Raw genomic sequence first — 16,263 nt, 5'->3', positions numbered from 1 at the left:
GAATTAATTTGGATTAACTTTCCATTTTATGTAACCATTTCATTGGTAAATTCGTCTGTTTTATAGGAGGGATTTTGTATGAAGCTCGTGATGGGAAAGTCTTTTATCTTTTTATTCCTTTTTTTCATTCTGGGAAGCTGTCAATCCTTCTCTGAAGAGCAACCCCATAAGTCCATTGGCAAGGGAGAAGAAGGATTCATTACAGATTTAGATGATAAGCGGATTTTGATAAAAGGGACGTATTACAAGGTGAAAAATCATACGTATATACAAGATGAACATGGGGCAAAACTCAGTTATTCAGACTTGGCAATCGGGATGAAAGTTAAACCATGGTACGGTGGAGAGGTCGAAGGATCATTTCCTTCGAAAGCGGATGCAGAATTGATACGGATTTTAAAGGATGAAGAGAGTCTAGAAGAGCAAAAGGCCGTAACTGCTGCACTTAAGCATGTGACTAAAGCTCCTAGTCAGCGTTTCATGGTTCTTGAAATCATTCATTTCCCTTCCGAGCATGTATACAATATTGAAATGATGAATCGCTCCAACTTAGATGCATCATTTACTGTGACCGTAGACGATTCTACTGAAGAAATCTTATATCTAAAATAATAACAGGGCAGAATCAAATAGATTCTGCCCTGCTTCGTTTTAGTCTTATGTTTTTTTATAAAGTTTTTGCACCCAGGTATTTTGGCGCCCAATAGGAGTTATTCATATCGGTGATGGTAATTCCTTTAGAAGAGGAAGCATGAATGAACTGATTGTTTCCAATGTAGATACCAGCATGAGAAACACCCGTCTTTCCAGAAGAAGTATCAAAGAATACAAGATCACCTTTTGATGGCGATGATACTTTCAATCCGGTATTCGCATAAAGCTGGGATGTTGTCCGTGGTAGGGTAATTCCTTGTGATTTTTGGAATACATAATAGATGAACCCCGAACAGTCAAATCCTGCTGGTGTCGTGCCAGCCCATTTGTATGGTGAGCCTATCAATGTTTTTGCATAATTAATCATGCTTGTATTATTGACATTATAAACACCGAGCGCATTGAAGGTAATTCTTCCTGCAATCCCATCGGCAGTCAATCCTTTAGCTTTTTGAAAGTTTTTTACGGCAGTTGTTGAATAGGTTCCGTAGTAAGTAGTCAGTGAACCAGTATATGTGAAATAACCTTTAGTTTTTAATAGGGTTTGTAGTTGTTTGACATCACTATGTGTCATTCCGGGTCTGAGGGTTTGATCTCCAATATTTGCAAACGCCTGAAGTGGGGTCAGCATTAATGCAGAAGCAACAGCAGCTGAGGCAATCCATTTCTTCATGTATCTCATTTCCTCTCTCTATCTCTCTATTTTTCTTTAACAATATTATCCTACAATACCATTGTGACAATCAAACCAGTTTTTGATTACATTTTCATTACAAAAAATAAGTAATAATACTTAGTGAAAAAACATAGAAAACGTTTTTCTTGAATAGTAAAAGGGTTAAAAGCCACGGTTCCCATTTTGGGCAAGATACCAACTAATTATATTTGTGAAAACTAGTTGGATATAATGGATTACTTTTAAAATAAAGGATTTTTATGGGTATTTAAAAGAGTCCCATAAAAAGGTGGAAATTTGTCATGAAACTTCCATTGAATGCGAACGTTTATTCGTTTAGAATGAGGGATATAATATAAAAGCGAACATATATTCTATGTAGGGTGAAGAAAAAATGGATTATAGCATGATGCCGAAACAATCAATTATGTGTATTGATATGAAAAGTTTTTATGCTAGCTGCTCAGCGGTCATGCATGGATTGGATCCGCTCGAATGTTATTTGGCAGTGGTGGGTGATAAGAATAGGGAGGGGAGCATTGTGCTTGCGGCTTCTCCAAAGCTAAAGAAGGAATTCGGTATAAAAACAGGTTCTCGGAAGTTTGAGATACCGAAAGATCCGCGCATTCTAGTCGTTGAACCCAAAATGGCCACTTATTTGAGAGTTTCGACGGAGATTACGCGCTTGTTTCACCGCTATGTTCCAAAAGAAGCGATTCATGTATACAGTGTGGACGAAAGTTTTTTGAAAGTTGATGGAGCGGCTTCTTTATGGGGGGATGCCTGGAATATTGCCAGGAAAATAAAAGATGACATTGAAAGGGAATTACAGATTCCAAGTGCAATCGGGATTGGGCCGAACATGCTGATGGCGAAGCTTTCTCTTGATCTCGAGGCCAAACATACAGGAATAGCTGAGTGGACATATGAAGACGTACCAGCTAAGCTTTGGCCGATTTCTCCGCTTCGTGAAATGTGGGGGATAGGAAGGAGGGTGGAAAAGACCCTTCATGGCATGGGAATATTCACTGTCGGGCAACTTGCCAATTATGACCTTCAATTGCTTGAAGCGAAGTTCGGGATTATGGGCAATCAGCTTTATCATCATGCCTGGGGAATCGATTTGTCAGATCTCGGGGCGCCGATCATCGAGGGGCAGGTCAGCTTTGGTAAAAGTCAGATTTTACTCCGTGATTACAAGGAAGAACACGAGATCAAGCAGGTTATGGTAGAAATTTGTGAGGAAGTCGGAAGAAGGGCTCGTACCCATAGGAAGGCTGGACGGACGATCAGTCTGAGCATTGGTTATAGTAAGGATGAGTTTGGCGGTGGGTTTCATCGCTCCCGTTCGATTGAGGAACCGACAAATATCACAATGGAATTGTATAAAGTCTGTCTTGAACTTTTTCATGAAAACTATCATAAGCAAAAAACGGTTCGTAGCGTTTCGGTCACACTCTCGAATATTGTGGATGATAATGAGATGCAGCTGACTTTATTTGATGCTTCACGGTGGAAAAAGCGGGAATTGAGTTATACCGTTGACCGCATTCGACATAAATATGGTTCAAAATCACTGTTGCGCGCGGTTTCGTATACGAAAGCCGGGACGGCCGTTTATAGAAGCGGATTGCTTGGCGGGCATAAGGCTTGACAAAGTCGTCAGAGGAGGAAAAAAGAATGATTCATGATCGGGGGCGTATCAAATGGACATCCATGATGCTACCGGAGCATGTGAAGATGTTGCGGGATTGGGTGGCGGAGGATAGCCATGAAGCAAGACGCATTCTCGATGAACAGCAGTTTGAAGAAATGAATGCTGTGATGGGGGAAGCGATGGAAGAAGGTAGAGAGGTCACGATTGCCTATTATGACAGAACCCGTTACCAGCTTTTAATCGGAAGCATTCATTATTATGATGAATGCTTGCAAAGACTTCATATTATTGACCATTTTCAGCAACCACATTATATTCAACTTTCCCATATAGCGGATGTAAGATTGATGGAATAAGAATGGTGGGATTATCCCCATGGATGCACAAGAGTGCGGGAAAAGGACAGGGGTCCTTTCATCGTTTATAATGGGGGAATGGAACGAATAGGGGGAAATGAGATGTACATTGAATGGACAGATAGAGCAGCCGAAAAACTTTCCGATAAAATACAGGGAAAAGAAGGACATTTACAGTTGAAATATGATACAGATGGCTGTGGTTGCGTAGTAAGTGGCGTGACAGCTCTTTGGCTCGTTGACGAGCTTGAGGAGGATAATCAAAAAGTGGAAACTAATGGAATTCCCCTTTATGTCGAAAAATCTAAAATGATTTTTCTCGATGATATCATGACAATAGACTTTGTGGTCGAAGCAAACTGCTTTCAGCTAAAAAGCCCGAATCAAATCTTGAATCCAAGGATGAGTTACTTTAATAAACTCTAAAAAAAGCAAAGGGAGAATCCCGATAGTCGTGGGATTCTCCCTTTGTCTATTTCAATACAAGCTGTTCGAGAAATTGGTCGATCCGTTCCTCATATTCCTTGGGATTAGCATTATATGATTGTGCGTGAGCCCCGTTTTTTGCGAGGTAAAGTTGTTTTGGTCCTTTTTTTGCTTCATATAATTCAAGTGTCATGGAAGCGGGAATGAAAGTATCAGGTTCACTATGAATGAACAGCACTGGTTTTTCGATAGTACTAATGAAATCTATCGGTGATACTTCGTTCGTCCAATATCCATCACGAAGTTTGATGAACATGCGCCCAAGTGGAAAGATGCTCCAGGTTGGAAAAGGGATTTCCATACCGATTTGATGTTGAATTTGCTTTTCAAAATTGGAAAATGGACAATCGGCAATATAAAAATCTGCTCCATCTTCAAGCATGCCCGCATATAGAAGAAGGGTCACAGCCCCCATGGATTCACCATGAATGCCGAAGAAAAGATCTGAACCTTTACGTTTTTTTAACTCGTCAATCACGGCTTTCAAGTCGGATTTTTCATAATGTCCATAGCTGCTTGTTTTCCCACCGGAGTCTCCATGACGACGGTGATCATAGATGACCGCATTGAATCCACGCTTAAGGAAAATGTTCATGTACTTGATCGAGTTCGTTTTATTTTCTGTCACGCCGTGAGCAATAATGATCCACTTATTCGTAGGATGCGGTTCAATAAACATGCATTTCAAGGAATACCCAGATGGAGAAGGTACCCAGATTTCGCTTTTAGGCAGGGTATCAAAATCCTCTTGAATGAACCGTTTAGCCAAGACTTCACGATCTTTGATGAAATCATCTTCCTTCTTCTTCATGTACATGAGCCGATTAGAAAAATAAATACCGATGCCGACCATATACGTCAAGATGCCGGCAATTGCGAGACCCCATTTTTTCATGGTGAACCTCCTTGTTTTTAGTTTATTTTACCATGTTGAAAAATAAGAAAATACTGTTAAGAAATCGTCACGGGTAAAACCGGAGTCATGGTATAATAATGTATAATGTCAGGGGGTTTTAAGGATGAAAAAGAAACAGCCGCGCAATCAAAATCAAAGTAAAAAGCAAGAAAAAGAAGCATCGTCATCATTGAAACTTGGTGATATGCTCAATCAAGATATCATGTCGCAGCTTCGCCAAAAACAAAAAGAATTAAACGATGCGGAACAAGAGAAGAGAGCAGCAGAAGAAGAAAAGAAACGTCAAGAAAGAAAACAGCGTGAGAAAAATAAATCATTCGAAGAGCTGTTGGGTGAAAGTAATCTTAACTGGAAAAACTATAAATGATTTTAATGAAATCGGGATGTTTATTATGACCCGACCAAAAAAACTATAAATGGAAAGCATCTTCGTTGGTACCCATGTACTTATAACGGGGATGTTTTTGTATGAGGAAAATGACATGGAACAAATTAAATTCCTTCGTAATTCTGTTTGGATGGCCGAATCGCTTTATTTTATAAAGCATAACGATTATATTAAAAGTAAGTTTGATAGGTACCCGCTTATCGAATGGACTACTATTAGTTGGTGATGAAATGGAAAAAAGAATAGAATCTGTACTGGAAAATCAACTATGCTTCCTTCTATATGCAAATTCGAGGGAAATGACCAAGAAGTATAAACCACTACTTACCAAACTTAACGTAACGTATCCTCAATATCTCGTTCTGCTTTTACTATGGGAGCAAGACACGCTTACAGTGAAGAAATTAGGGGAGTTACTTGCACTTGATTCAGGAACGCTCACTCCCATGTTGAAACGGATGGAGCAGAATGGGCTCATTGTTCGTGAACGGTCCACTAAAGATGAAAGGTCTGTCATGATTCAGCTGACTCGAAAGGGACTTGATTTAAGGGAAGAAGCCTGTTTCATTCCTGAACGCATTTCGGATATGTCCGGTGAAGATAAGCAAGTGGTTGAGGATTTGAAAGCGTCGCTGCTTCAACTATTAAAAACCTTGCAAGCACTTTGAAGGAATAGAAAAACGCCTGGGTTCACTTCAAACCCAAGCGTTTTTTTGTGAAATTGCTTTATTCTACTTCAATTTCAATGGCAACATCCACATTGCCGTTGATTGCTTTTGAATAAGGGCACATTTGGTGAGCTTTATGAACGAAAGTTTCAAATGAATTTTTATCGATTCCTGATCCCTTTACGACTAATGTTACAGCCAAGCTGTATTGATGCATATCACCCATCAATAAACTGACATTGGCTGTGACGTTTGAAGTAAATGTAGCACCTTCAATCTTTCCAACCGATTGTAAAGCACTATCAAAACAAGCCGCATATCCTGCTGCAAAAAGCTGTTCAGGATTAGAAGCTTCAGGCATCTGTTTAGCCCTTGGCGTTCCGGGCATTGCAATATCAACCGTAAAGTTTCCATCAGCTGAAATGGCCGTTCCTTCTCTTCCTCCATCAACCGTTACGGACGTCGTAAATAGTGTTTTTGTCATTGTTTATCTCTCCAATCTTTTCATTTAGATTGTGCACAATTGAATTGTATAATATCAATTAAGAAATAGCAACAGAAAAGATCTTAGAAAGAACTCACCCTACACTTTTGCAGCTGAGTTATTTAAAAGTGTAGGGTATGACTCCCGGAATAAAAAAAAGCTATCCAACCGTAGGTGTACGGAAAGGATAGCTTTGCAGAGAAATGATTGCTAGTCTTTAAAGGGTGTTCAGGTTAGATTTATTCCCGGTGGTTTGCATATTTGCTTGCTTTGGTGAGTTGCTTCAACAGATCAAGTTCATCTTTTGAAAGAGAAGGGCTGTTGGCAGCCTGACAGTTTTCGCGAAGCTGTTGCACCGTGCTCGCCCCGGCTACGGCAGATGCAACGCATTGGTTCGATAATACATATTGCAGAGCCACAGCATTCAGCTTCTTGCCGGAAATCTTCTCTTTTAATTGTGGAAGTAAGTCCTTGAGTGCTTGATAGCTATAATCGAGGTAGCCGTCCTCACTAGCCTTGTTAAGCATTTTTTCACTTAGCAGCCCTTTGGCGAGAGGCCCCCGAGCAATGATGCTGACCTGCTTATTTTCCAAAAGTGGCATCCACTCTTCCGGACGGCGGTCCAGAAGGCTGTACTGCATCATCACGGAATCAATATCTGAATTCTCGACAAATGCCTTTATTACATTGGGCCGAATCGATGATATTCCATAGTACCGAATCAAACCTTCTTTTTTTAAGTCCTCAAAGGCTTCAATCGTTTCCTCCAAATTATCTTCAATCGTACCGCCATGCAGCTGATAGAGGTCAATATAGTCGGTGCCTAGTCTCTTTAGACTATCTTTTACGGCCGTCTTGATATAGTCACCAGATGGATCCCAGCTCCAGCCTTCTTTATTTTCCGTCCAGCGGTTTCCGACTTTCGTTGCTATGTACACTTGATCGCGAACTGGCTTTAGGCTTTCTCCCACAATTTCCTCGTTCACTCCAAAATCATATAAGTCAGCGGTGTCGAAGTAATTGATGCCTTCATGTAAAGCAGCCTTCACAATTTCGGCTGCCTTTTTTTGATCGGTTCCCAAAGACATGCATCCAAGTCCAATTTCGGATACAAGCAAATCCGAATTTCCTAATCTGCGTTTTTTCATGTTATCCTCTCCTTTATATCTTCATTGTAAAGGAGGAATCATTTTCACTCAAAGATTTCACTTGATCCTTTTTAAGGGGTGAGGTTCTTGTCGATGGATATCTGCAATCCAGTCATTGACATAAACATAGTCACTTTGTAGACTTTTGAGTTTTTGAACAATCTCCCAACTCTTTCCGGAGAAAACAATGCCATTTTCGAACACATGAATTTTCATCAAATCGCCCTCCATCCCTAGTATGGTAAAATGTATGAAGAATCATGCTGTAATTAGAACAGAGGAGTGGACAAGTTGAAAAAATTCGAAGAGAAAACATTATCAAGCAAAAAGATATTCACGGGTAAAGTAATCAATTTACAAGTGGATGATGTCGAGCTTCCTGATGGGAAAACGAGTAAACGAGAAATCATCAAGCATCCCGGGGCAGTCGCAATCATCGCTCTTACAGCTGAAGATAAGATCATCATGGTCGAACAGTACCGTAAAGCGTTGGAGAGAAGCCTGGTTGAAATTCCAGCAGGTAAGCTTGAAAAAGGGGAGGAACCCGTTCGGTCGGCAGAACGTGAACTTGAGGAAGAGACGGGCTATGAATGTGAAAGAATGGAGCATATCATCTCTTTTTATACGTCTCCAGGCTTTGCGGATGAGCTAGTCCATCTCTATTTGGCCCACAATTTGAAAAAGAAAAAAGATGCGGCACCATTGGATGAAGATGAGTTTGTCGAGGTGATCGAGCTGACATTGAAGGAAGCTCAAAACTATCTGGATGAAGGGAAGATCCAAGATGCCAAAACGGCCTACGCCGTACAATATTTGCAGTTGAAAAAGGCGTTGAATGAATAAATGAAAGAATACTATGCTGATTTCCATATTCATATCGGCAGGACGAGAAGTGGGAAGGCGGTTAAGATCACCGGAGCTAAAACGTTGACCTTCAGCAACATAATCGAAGTGGCAAGCGAACGAAAAGGACTCGATATGATAGGGGTTATAGACTGCCATTCTCCTGAGGTTATTGAAGAGATAGAAGCTGGAATTTACAATGGGGAAATTACGGAAATGGAGGGTGGAGGACTTCATTATCGGAACCTCACCATCATCCCAGGGTCGGAAATTGAAATATATGACCACAATTGCCATGGACCGATTCATGTTCTTGCCTATTTTCCAAATATGGAAGTGATGAAGAGGTTTTCATCATGGATGAGTAATTATGTGAAAAATATTACGTTGAGTTCCCAGAGGATTTATTGTGACGGGCGAAAGTTGCAAGAAACCGTCAAATCCCTTGGAGGGCTGTTCATCCCTGCGCATGTTTTCACCCCCTTTAAAAGCTTGTACGGTAAAGGTGTAAAGGAAAGCCTGGCGGAAGTGTTCGATCCGAAGCTCATTGATGCCATCGAACTTGGTTTAAGCTCGGATACCTATTTGGTGGAGGACATAAAAGAATTGAAATCGTATACCTTCCTGACGAATTCCGATGCCCACTCCCTTGGAAAGATAGCCCGTGAATATCAAATGCTATTGCTTCAAGAACCGAGTTTTACAGAGTTGGAAAAAGCGCTTCAGGAAAAAGAAGGTCGTAAAGTGACAGCCAATTATGGATTGAATCCCTTATTGGGTAAATATTATCAAACCGTTTGCGGAAGTTGCCTTCATAAAATGGCCATAAATGCTGAGGGATGCAGTGAATGCGGAGGCAAAAAGATCATTAAGGGAGTTTCCACACGTATTGCCGAATTATCCGTTTCTGGAAAAGGGGAGGAAAAGAGGTCCCGACCGCAGTATATTCATCAGGTTCCGCTTGATTTCATACCGGGCCTTGGCCCGAAGTCCATGGACAGACTGCTGGGGGCCTTCGGAACCGAGATGAATATCCTTCATGAGGTGACTCTCGAACAGCTTTCAGAGGTCGTTCCATTGAAATTAGCCCACTTTATAGATTCCGCAAGAAAAGGGATATTGGGTTTTGATGCAGGAGGAGGCGGCAAATATGGGAAAGTTAAGATGTGATAACACAGGCTTTCCCGATATAAGCTTTTCAAAAGGCATTTCTAGATGGAAGTGCCTTTTGTGCTTGTTATAGATATCACTTGGTAGCCATTAGTCTTTTTGTGAAATAGAAAAGGGATTCATTTAACACTTTGTATAATGACTAAAAAGCCAGGAAGTTACACAATAGGAATAGGAAATAAATCATAATAAGGAAGTGACATGAATATAGGCGCAACATGAAGGCGTAAACTCGCGACTGAAATTCCGAGTTTAATTATCTGAGTATTTTGTGAGTTTGTGGGTGACGGATTACATAAAGGAAATGCTTCACCCCTACATTATATAGTAAAATCTCGAACAATTAGGAGGAGTTATAATGACTGAAACAATAAAAGTAAAAGAATTATCTCATTTTATAGGCGGTCAAATGGTTGCAGGACAAAACGGGAGATTTTCGGATGTATTCAATCCTTCAAGTGGAGAAGTCATTGCGAAAGTACCGTTAGCTTCGATTGAAGAAGTAAAGGGAGCCATTGATAAAGCCAAAGCTGCATTTCCCGCTTGGCGTGACATGTCCGTAGCAAGGCGTGCGGATATAGTGATCAAGTTTCGTAACTTGCTTACGGAACATACAGATGCCCTAATTGATCTGATTTGTACAGAAAGCGGTAAAACGGCAGAAGATGCAAAGGGCGAGATTACCCGTGGAATAGAATCTGTGGACCTTGCCATTGGAGCGCCCCATTTAGTGAAAGGGGAATATTCCGTCAACGTCGGTGGACAGATCAATGTCTATTCGGCGAAGTACCCACTTGGCGTCGTAGCAGCCATTTCTCCATTCAACTTCCCGATCATGGTGCCACTGGCCCAGACGAGCATGGCAATTGCTGTAGGCAATGCAGTCATTCTGAAAGCTTCGGAGCGAGTTCCGATGACAGCTTTATTCGTGAGTGAATTATGGAAGAAAGCAGGATTGCCGGACGGTATTTGGACCGTTATCAATGGTGATAAGGACGCTGTCAATGAATTATTGAGAAATCCAGAAGTGGAGGCAATCTCCTTCGTGGGCTCTACGCCGGTGGCTCAATATATTTATGAGACGGGAGCGAAACATGGTAAGCGTGTGACGGCTCTTGGTGGCGGGAAGAACAATATGGTTGTCATGCCTGATGCGGATTTAGAACAAGTGGCAAACTCTTTTATTGGAGCTGCATATGGAGCTGCATCCCAGCGTTGCATGGCCATTTCAACGCTCATGCCTGTTGGAGAAGAAACAGGGGATCGTTTAATAAAGATTTTAAAAGAAAAAATCGGCGCATTGAAAGTGGGCTCTTACACAGACCGGGAAGTTGACTTCGGACCTGTTATATCCCAACAATCAAAAGAGTTGGTAATTGCTGCGATTGACAAGAGCATTGAAGAAGGTGCAACGGTAGTGTGTGATGGACGGGAATTAGACATCGTGAAAGAATCCAGTGGTTTCTTTGTCGGCCCGACATTAATTGACCATGTAAAGCCAGGAATGGATATATATGAACAGGAAGTGTTCGGACCCGCCCGGAATGTTGTTCGGGTCGCTTCACTAGAAGAAGCGATTAAGCTGATCAACGAACATGAGTTAGGGAATGGTGTCACCATTTTCACCAATGATGGAGCGGCAGCTCGGAAATTCACAACGGAAATTGACGTTGGGATGGTAGGAGTTAATGTCCCGATTCCAATCCCTGTCGGCTACCATAATTTTGCTGGATTTAAAGGGTCTAGATTCGGTGAAGGTCATATGTTCGGACCAGACCAAGCCCGTTTCTTTACAAAAACAAAAACTGTCTCAGAACGATGGTTGACATCGTCCGCCAATACGGGGTCGACATTTGCCTTTCCAAGCAATAATGATTGAAGATTGAAATACAAAGAATCCCTGAAACTATTTTAGGGATTCTTTAGGTCCTTTTAATGAAGCTTCATAGAAAGAGAGTTAATTGGAACGTAAAGTATGGAAAGCCAAAGAGATTAGTTTTGCTTTTTAAAGCTAATGGAGAGAGTCCTGACAGGGAAATCTGATGCTGCCAGGGCTCTTTTTAGTTTATTGTTTTTGCATAAATGCAAGTGTCTCGTAATGTCTTGCCGTCGGCGCTTAAAGCATCATTATGTAAAATCCCTTCCAGGGTAAATCCAAGCTTTTCAGGAATCCGTTTGCTGGTAAGATTGTTGGGATCACAACGGATTTCAATTCTCTTGGCCCCATAATGATTAAAGGCGAATCTTGTTAACCTTTCTACCACTTCAGTTATATATCCTTTGTTCCTGTATTCCGTATCGATCCAATAACCGATTTCAAACTTGGGGATGTCCCAGTTAATTCGATGGAGGCCAGTGGAGCCTATGAATTGACCGTCTTCTTTCCTATAAATATGGAGTCTAATATCTTCTTTTAAGATAAAATCAGCATATGCTTTCAGGACATTCTTTTCTGAAGCTTCTATTGATGGTTCTTGCTGGGCAAATGGAAGCCAGCTCTTCAACTCGTTTCGTGAACGAACTATGGCTTCATAAACGTCAAGTCCATCTCCTGGTAGGCAAGGTCTTAAATATAAACGAGAAGTTTCAATTTTTTCTGGAAAATCCATTAGTATAGCTTTCATAGTACCCCTCCAAACAACTTTATGGAAAATTATAACACGTCTTTTGTGAAAAATGTTCTACGACTCTGTAAATTACGCTTGAATCCTTGTCATAAATAAAACAGAAAAAACATAGATTCTAGTAAGTGGAGTTGGGAGGATAGATAAAAGATGAAAAATAGATCTGCCATACAAAATGCTGTAAGGAAACATGTTAACGAACATTCCTCATTATACGTTTTTATCACTGTACTCTTTTTAATGGGTGTCATTTTTGGTGCTGTTCTCGTAAACAGTTTGAGCTTTACTCAAAAGGAAGATTTGTTCTACTATTTATCACAATTCTTCGGACAAGTTTCCAAAGGGGAATTTGCTTCTTCACACGATATGTTCAGTCAAAGTCTTATGCATAACCTTAAATATATTGGGGTCATCTGGATTCTTGGGGTTTCGGTTATCGGTTTGCCAGTGATATTAGTACTGTTATTTGTAAAAGGCATGGTTGTGGGATTTACGGTCGGATTTTTAGTCAATCAAATGGGGTGGAGTGGATTCCTATTATCATTTGTGGCAATCCTACCGCAAAATATATTCATTGTCCCGATCTTTATCGTGATCACGGTTCTGGCCGTATCGCTATCCATGAAGATGATCAGCCGCATTTTTCTTAAACAGGTTCGGGAGCCTTTAAAGCCGATTATTTCCCGCTATGTTTTTTCCTTAATCTTGTCTGGGGTATTTTTAATTGCAGCAGCTGCATTTGAAGCATATTTATCCCCTTCCTTAATGAAAAATGTCGTAAGCTTCTTGGGGTAATGTAGGGTAGCTACGCATTCATCATGATTTTTTTGCTATTAATAAGGAAATCTATTTTGACAGTTTTCCCTCATTTGATATAATGTATAAGATAGCGGCGCGGGAGGGAATATTGGTATGGAAATAGAAAATAGAATTGATAGAATAAAAAAGCAGTTGCACTCGTCCAGCTACAAATTAACGCCTCAGCGAGAAGCGACCGTCCGCGTTTTACTTGAGCACGAAGAGGATCATTTAAGCGCAGAAGACGTTTACCTCCTTGTCAAAGAAAAGTCGCCGGAAATTGGATTAGCAACGGTATACCGTACGCTAGAGTTGCTGACTGAATTGAAAATAGTAGATAAAATTAACTTTGGAGACGGAGTTTCCCGTTATGATTTAAGACAAGAAGGCGCAGCGCATTTCCATCATCATCTGGTTTGTGTGGAATGTGGAGCGGTAGATGAGATCCAACAAGACTTACTTGAAGACGTGGAAGCCATTGTCGAGCGTGACTGGAACTTCAAGATAAAAGACCATAGATTAACCTTTCATGGCATTTGTCATCGATGTCATGACAAAGTCGAAGATAAAGATGAATAAAGTCGGACCTTCTCCCCTACCTGGAGAAGGTTTTCTGGTTTTAAAAGAAAATAGTTTGCCTGTTTAACCTGGGTTAGAAATAGATAGAACTTTTTTTCCTCTTCTTTACCGAAAGATGTATAAAACTTGTCCCGATGGGCATAGATTGATACAAAGTGCTCGGATAGGGAGGGGAAAGCATGAAAACGTCATTGAAGCTAGTTTTACATACAGCTAAAGTGATGATACTCTTCGTTAGCTTCACTGTTCTTTTTTACATAGGAATGGTATGGTTAAATCAGGAATATCATAGTTATCATCGGTACGATGAACCAAAAGGCACAGCTGTCAAAGTATCAAAAGCTGTTGATACAGGTGATGATGCATGGTTTGAACGCTTAATGTTGTTTTATTTAAACGGGGAGTAATGAATATGGAGAATCAAATTAAGGATTTCATTCATTTTTTGACCATTGAAAAGGGTCTTGCCAAAAACACACTCGTCTCGTATGAACGTGACTTGAAATCATATTGGGCCTATTTAATGAATGTAGAAATGATTACCGATTGGAATGACTCACGTCGGGCAAACATCTTACACTTTCTTGCTCATTTGAAAGACCAAGGGAAATCGTCGAAAACCATTGCCCGTCATATTGCTTCAATCCGATCCTTCCATCAATTTCTCCTTCGTGAAAAGGTGACTGACCAGGATCCAGCTCTACATATAGAAACACCCAAACCTGAAAGAAGCCTTCCAAAGGTGTTAAGCATGGAAGAGGTGGAAGCCTTATTGGAAGCCCCAAAGGTAATGAACGAATATGGATTACGTGACAAAGCGATGCTTGAACTGATGTATGCGACAGGAATGCGTGTCAGTGAATTGATATCAATGGATGTGAGCGATGTACACGCGACGATGGGTTTTGTCCGTTGTATCGGAAAAGGGGATAAAGAAAGAATCATCCCTATCGGACAAACAGCACTGGGGGCCATCGGGAATTACTTGGATAGTGCCCGTGGTAAATTTGCCAGTCCAAAGCATCGGACGGATTCACTTTTTTTGAATCACCATGGAAACAGGTTGACGAGACAGGGATTTTGGAAGATCTTGAAAAAACTCGTGAAAGAGGCGAGAATCGAGAAGGAAATTACACCGCATACACTAAGGCATTCTTTTGCCACACATCTTTTGATGAATGGAGCAGATTTACGGGCCGTTCAGGAGATGTTGGGGCATGCGGATATTTCGACGACTCAAATCTACACACATATTACGAATGTTCGGATAAAAGATGTATATTCTAAATTTCATCCAAGAGCTTAGGAGATTAGTAGATTGAAAGTGTAGGAGGAAAGACCTCCTGCACAAGTAATGGTGAATCAGCCATCAGGAATAGGTGGCCCAATTTATTGGACCTTGATAAGCTGGAACTATAAAAAATCCTTTTTTAAAATTATGTGTCTGTTTTTCTATATAAAGATAAAGGTACATAACAATTGTCTAAACCGATTGGTATCGTTTACAATAAAGAGGTCAGACTTCTGACGTTTCGATTCTTTGTTGATTATGGTAGGTTAAGTGGACAATAAACGGGGAATATAAAAGGGTATAATACTATTTACTGGAGGGAATTAGCATGGAAAAAAATTCAGCATTTAAACGCATTTTTGTAGTTGTCATGGACTCAGTTGGGATTGGCGAAGCACCGGATGCAGATTTATTCGGTGATAAAGGAGCGGATACACTTGGCCATATCGCTGAGAGAATGAATGGATTGAACATGCCGACTCTTTCTAAAATGGGTTTAGGCAACATCCGTGACATTAAAGGTATCGCAAAAACAGAGCAACCGATTGCTTACTATACTAAAATGAAAGAAGCGTCAACAGGAAAAGATACGATGACTGGCCATTGGGAAATAATGGGTCTTAACATCACAACACCATTTCAAGTATTTCCGAACGGTTTCCCTGAGTTATTAATCAATGAACTTCAAGCGAAGACGGGACGTTCAATCATAGGGAATATACCTGCAAGCGGAACGGAAATCATTGAAAGACTTGGCGAAGATCACATGAAAACGGGAGCTTTAATTGTGTATACATCTGCTGATTCTGTTTTACAGATTGCCGCTCATGAGGACGTAGTCCCATTAGACGAGTTATATAAAATTTGTGAAATTGCACGTGAGTTGACGATGGCTGATGAATTTAAGGTTGGACGCGTTATTGCAAGACCTTTCATTGGAGAGCCAGGAAGCTTCAAAAGAACACCTAACCGTCATGATTATGCATTGAAGCCATTTAACAGAACGGTAATGGATGAAATGAAAGATGCTGGGTTGGATGTTTTGGCAATTGGGAAAATCTCGGATATCTTTGATGGTGAAGGAGTCACCGAATCATTACGTACAGTCTCCAATATGGACGGAATGGATAAATTAATCCAAACCATCGATCAAGACTTTAAGGGATTAAGCTTCTTGAATCTAGTGGACTTCGATGCCTTATATGGTCACCGTCGTGATCCGGAAGGCTACGGAAAGGCTTTGGAAGAGTTCGATGCTAGAATGCCTGAAGTGATAGAGAAGCTGACAGAAGATGACTTGTTGATCATCACAGCCGACCACGGGAATGATCCGATTCATGAAGGTACAGACCACACTCGTGAGTATGTTCCATTATTAGTTTACTCAAAACATTTCACAAAAGGCACGGAGTTACCAGTAAGAGATACTTTTGCTGATATTGGTGCAACAGTTGCCGCTAACTTTGATATAAAGATGCCTACATATGGGAAAAATATTTTAGGCGACGTGAAATAAGGGAGGGTA

The 16,263-nt window shown here is 40.8% G+C and carries 20 protein-coding genes; 14 read left to right on the top strand and 6 right to left on the bottom strand.

Annotated features, from left to right (window positions below; genetic code table 11):
• Window positions 1-78: 78 nt before the first annotated feature.
• Entirely contained in the window at window positions 79-612 is a 534-nt protein-coding gene (locus ACQKL6_RS04540; protein WP_427650658.1) for a DUF3221 domain-containing protein, read from the top strand.
• Between the two features lie 55 nt (window positions 613-667).
• Here the strand turns inward: ACQKL6_RS04540 and ACQKL6_RS04535 are convergent, their stop codons facing one another.
• Window positions 668-1,327: a C40 family peptidase gene (locus ACQKL6_RS04535; RefSeq protein WP_427650657.1), complete on the bottom strand. Its 660-nt coding sequence runs from the start codon at window positions 1,325-1,327 to the stop codon at window positions 668-670.
• Between the two features lie 397 nt (window positions 1,328-1,724).
• On the opposite strand from ACQKL6_RS04535, the gene ACQKL6_RS04530 reads away from it, so the two are divergent.
• The 3 genes from ACQKL6_RS04530 to ACQKL6_RS04520 all read left to right on the top strand — a co-directional run bounded on the left by ACQKL6_RS04530 (window position 1,725) and on the right by ACQKL6_RS04520 (window position 3,769).
• Window positions 1,725-2,984, top strand: a complete 1,260-nt coding sequence (locus tag ACQKL6_RS04530; RefSeq protein ID WP_402986139.1) for a Y-family DNA polymerase — start codon at window positions 1,725-1,727, stop codon at window positions 2,982-2,984.
• Window positions 2,985-3,010: 26 nt separating this feature from the next.
• Window positions 3,011-3,343 carry a YolD-like family protein gene (locus ACQKL6_RS04525; RefSeq protein WP_402869324.1) on the top strand — a complete coding sequence of 111 codons (333 nt, stop codon included), beginning with the start codon at window positions 3,011-3,013 and terminating at the stop codon, window positions 3,341-3,343.
• 102 nt (window positions 3,344-3,445) lie between these two features.
• A complete protein-coding gene (locus ACQKL6_RS04520; RefSeq protein WP_402869323.1) occupies window positions 3,446-3,769 on the top strand; it encodes an iron-sulfur cluster biosynthesis family protein in 324 nt (107 codons plus the stop codon).
• A 46-nt stretch (window positions 3,770-3,815) separates the two neighbouring features.
• Here the strand turns inward: ACQKL6_RS04520 and ACQKL6_RS04515 are convergent, their stop codons facing one another.
• A complete protein-coding gene (locus ACQKL6_RS04515) occupies window positions 3,816-4,724 on the bottom strand; it encodes an alpha/beta hydrolase (RefSeq protein ID WP_427650656.1) in 909 nt (302 codons plus the stop codon).
• Window positions 4,725-4,848: 124 nt separating this feature from the next.
• Here ACQKL6_RS04515 and ACQKL6_RS04510 point away from each other — a divergent pair, with 124 nt between their 5' ends.
• A complete protein-coding gene (locus tag ACQKL6_RS04510) occupies window positions 4,849-5,112 on the top strand; it encodes a YqkE family protein (RefSeq protein WP_427650655.1) in 264 nt (87 codons plus the stop codon).
• 251 nt (window positions 5,113-5,363) lie between these two features.
• Window positions 5,364-5,801 carry a MarR family winged helix-turn-helix transcriptional regulator gene (locus tag ACQKL6_RS04505; RefSeq protein WP_402869313.1) on the top strand — a complete coding sequence of 146 codons (438 nt, stop codon included), beginning with the start codon at window positions 5,364-5,366 and terminating at the stop codon, window positions 5,799-5,801.
• Window positions 5,802-5,859: 58 nt separating this feature from the next.
• On the opposite strand, the gene ACQKL6_RS04500 is transcribed toward ACQKL6_RS04505, so the two are convergent.
• The 3 genes from ACQKL6_RS04500 to mciZ form a co-directional block, all read right to left on the bottom strand.
• Window positions 5,860-6,285: an Ohr family peroxiredoxin gene (locus ACQKL6_RS04500; RefSeq protein WP_402869311.1), complete on the bottom strand. Its 426-nt coding sequence runs from the start codon at window positions 6,283-6,285 to the stop codon at window positions 5,860-5,862.
• A 239-nt stretch (window positions 6,286-6,524) separates the two neighbouring features.
• On the bottom strand, window positions 6,525-7,433 hold the full coding sequence (locus tag ACQKL6_RS04495) for an aldo/keto reductase (RefSeq protein WP_402956619.1): 909 nt from the start codon (window positions 7,431-7,433) through the stop codon (window positions 6,525-6,527).
• Window positions 7,434-7,490: 57 nt separating this feature from the next.
• The gene (gene mciZ, locus ACQKL6_RS04490) at window positions 7,491-7,649 is read right to left on the bottom strand and encodes a Z-ring formation inhibitor MciZ (RefSeq protein WP_402869307.1); all 159 of its coding nucleotides are present in this window, start codon (window positions 7,647-7,649) and stop codon (window positions 7,491-7,493) included.
• Window positions 7,650-7,724: 75 nt separating this feature from the next.
• On the opposite strand from mciZ, the gene ACQKL6_RS04485 reads away from it, so the two are divergent.
• The 3 genes from ACQKL6_RS04485 (at window position 7,725) to ACQKL6_RS04475 (ending at window position 11,325) form a co-directional block, all read left to right on the top strand.
• On the top strand, window positions 7,725-8,276 hold the full coding sequence (locus tag ACQKL6_RS04485) for an NUDIX hydrolase (RefSeq protein WP_402869305.1): 552 nt from the start codon (window positions 7,725-7,727) through the stop codon (window positions 8,274-8,276).
• A complete protein-coding gene (locus tag ACQKL6_RS04480) occupies window positions 8,277-9,446 on the top strand; it encodes an endonuclease Q family protein (protein ID WP_427650654.1) in 1,170 nt (389 codons plus the stop codon).
• A 358-nt stretch (window positions 9,447-9,804) separates the two neighbouring features.
• Window positions 9,805-11,325, top strand: a complete 1,521-nt coding sequence (locus ACQKL6_RS04475) for a CoA-acylating methylmalonate-semialdehyde dehydrogenase (protein WP_427650652.1) — start codon at window positions 9,805-9,807, stop codon at window positions 11,323-11,325.
• Between the two features lie 181 nt (window positions 11,326-11,506).
• Here ACQKL6_RS04475 and ACQKL6_RS04470 read toward each other — a convergent pair whose 3' ends face one another.
• A complete protein-coding gene (locus tag ACQKL6_RS04470; RefSeq protein WP_407408420.1) occupies window positions 11,507-12,070 on the bottom strand; it encodes a GNAT family N-acetyltransferase in 564 nt (187 codons plus the stop codon).
• A gap of 150 nt (window positions 12,071-12,220) precedes the next feature.
• On the opposite strand from ACQKL6_RS04470, the gene spoIIM reads away from it, so the two are divergent.
• From spoIIM to deoB, 5 genes are all read left to right on the top strand, one after another.
• Window positions 12,221-12,865 (top strand): stage II sporulation protein M, encoded by a 645-nt coding sequence (spoIIM, locus tag ACQKL6_RS04465; protein ID WP_402956628.1) that lies wholly within the window; start codon window positions 12,221-12,223, stop codon window positions 12,863-12,865.
• Between the two features lie 123 nt (window positions 12,866-12,988).
• Window positions 12,989-13,447 (top strand): Fur family transcriptional regulator, encoded by a 459-nt coding sequence (locus ACQKL6_RS04460; protein ID WP_402869878.1) that lies wholly within the window; start codon window positions 12,989-12,991, stop codon window positions 13,445-13,447.
• 179 nt (window positions 13,448-13,626) lie between these two features.
• The gene (locus tag ACQKL6_RS04455) at window positions 13,627-13,854 is read left to right on the top strand and encodes a YqzK family protein (RefSeq protein ID WP_402869295.1); all 228 of its coding nucleotides are present in this window, start codon (window positions 13,627-13,629) and stop codon (window positions 13,852-13,854) included.
• Between the two features lie 5 nt (window positions 13,855-13,859).
• Window positions 13,860-14,753 (top strand): site-specific tyrosine recombinase XerD, encoded by an 894-nt coding sequence (gene xerD / locus ACQKL6_RS04450; RefSeq protein WP_402869293.1) that lies wholly within the window; start codon window positions 13,860-13,862, stop codon window positions 14,751-14,753.
• A gap of 313 nt (window positions 14,754-15,066) precedes the next feature.
• A complete protein-coding gene (deoB, locus tag ACQKL6_RS04445; protein WP_402986129.1) occupies window positions 15,067-16,254 on the top strand; it encodes a phosphopentomutase in 1,188 nt (395 codons plus the stop codon).
• Window positions 16,255-16,263 lie beyond the last annotated feature (9 nt).

This window comes from Peribacillus sp. NPDC097197 (genome assembly GCF_050278025.1).
Taxonomy (GTDB): domain Bacteria; phylum Bacillota; class Bacilli; order Bacillales; family DSM-1321; genus Peribacillus.
The sequence above is the reverse complement of the archived record's forward strand: the minus strand, read 5'-3'. Positions and strand labels throughout refer to the sequence as shown.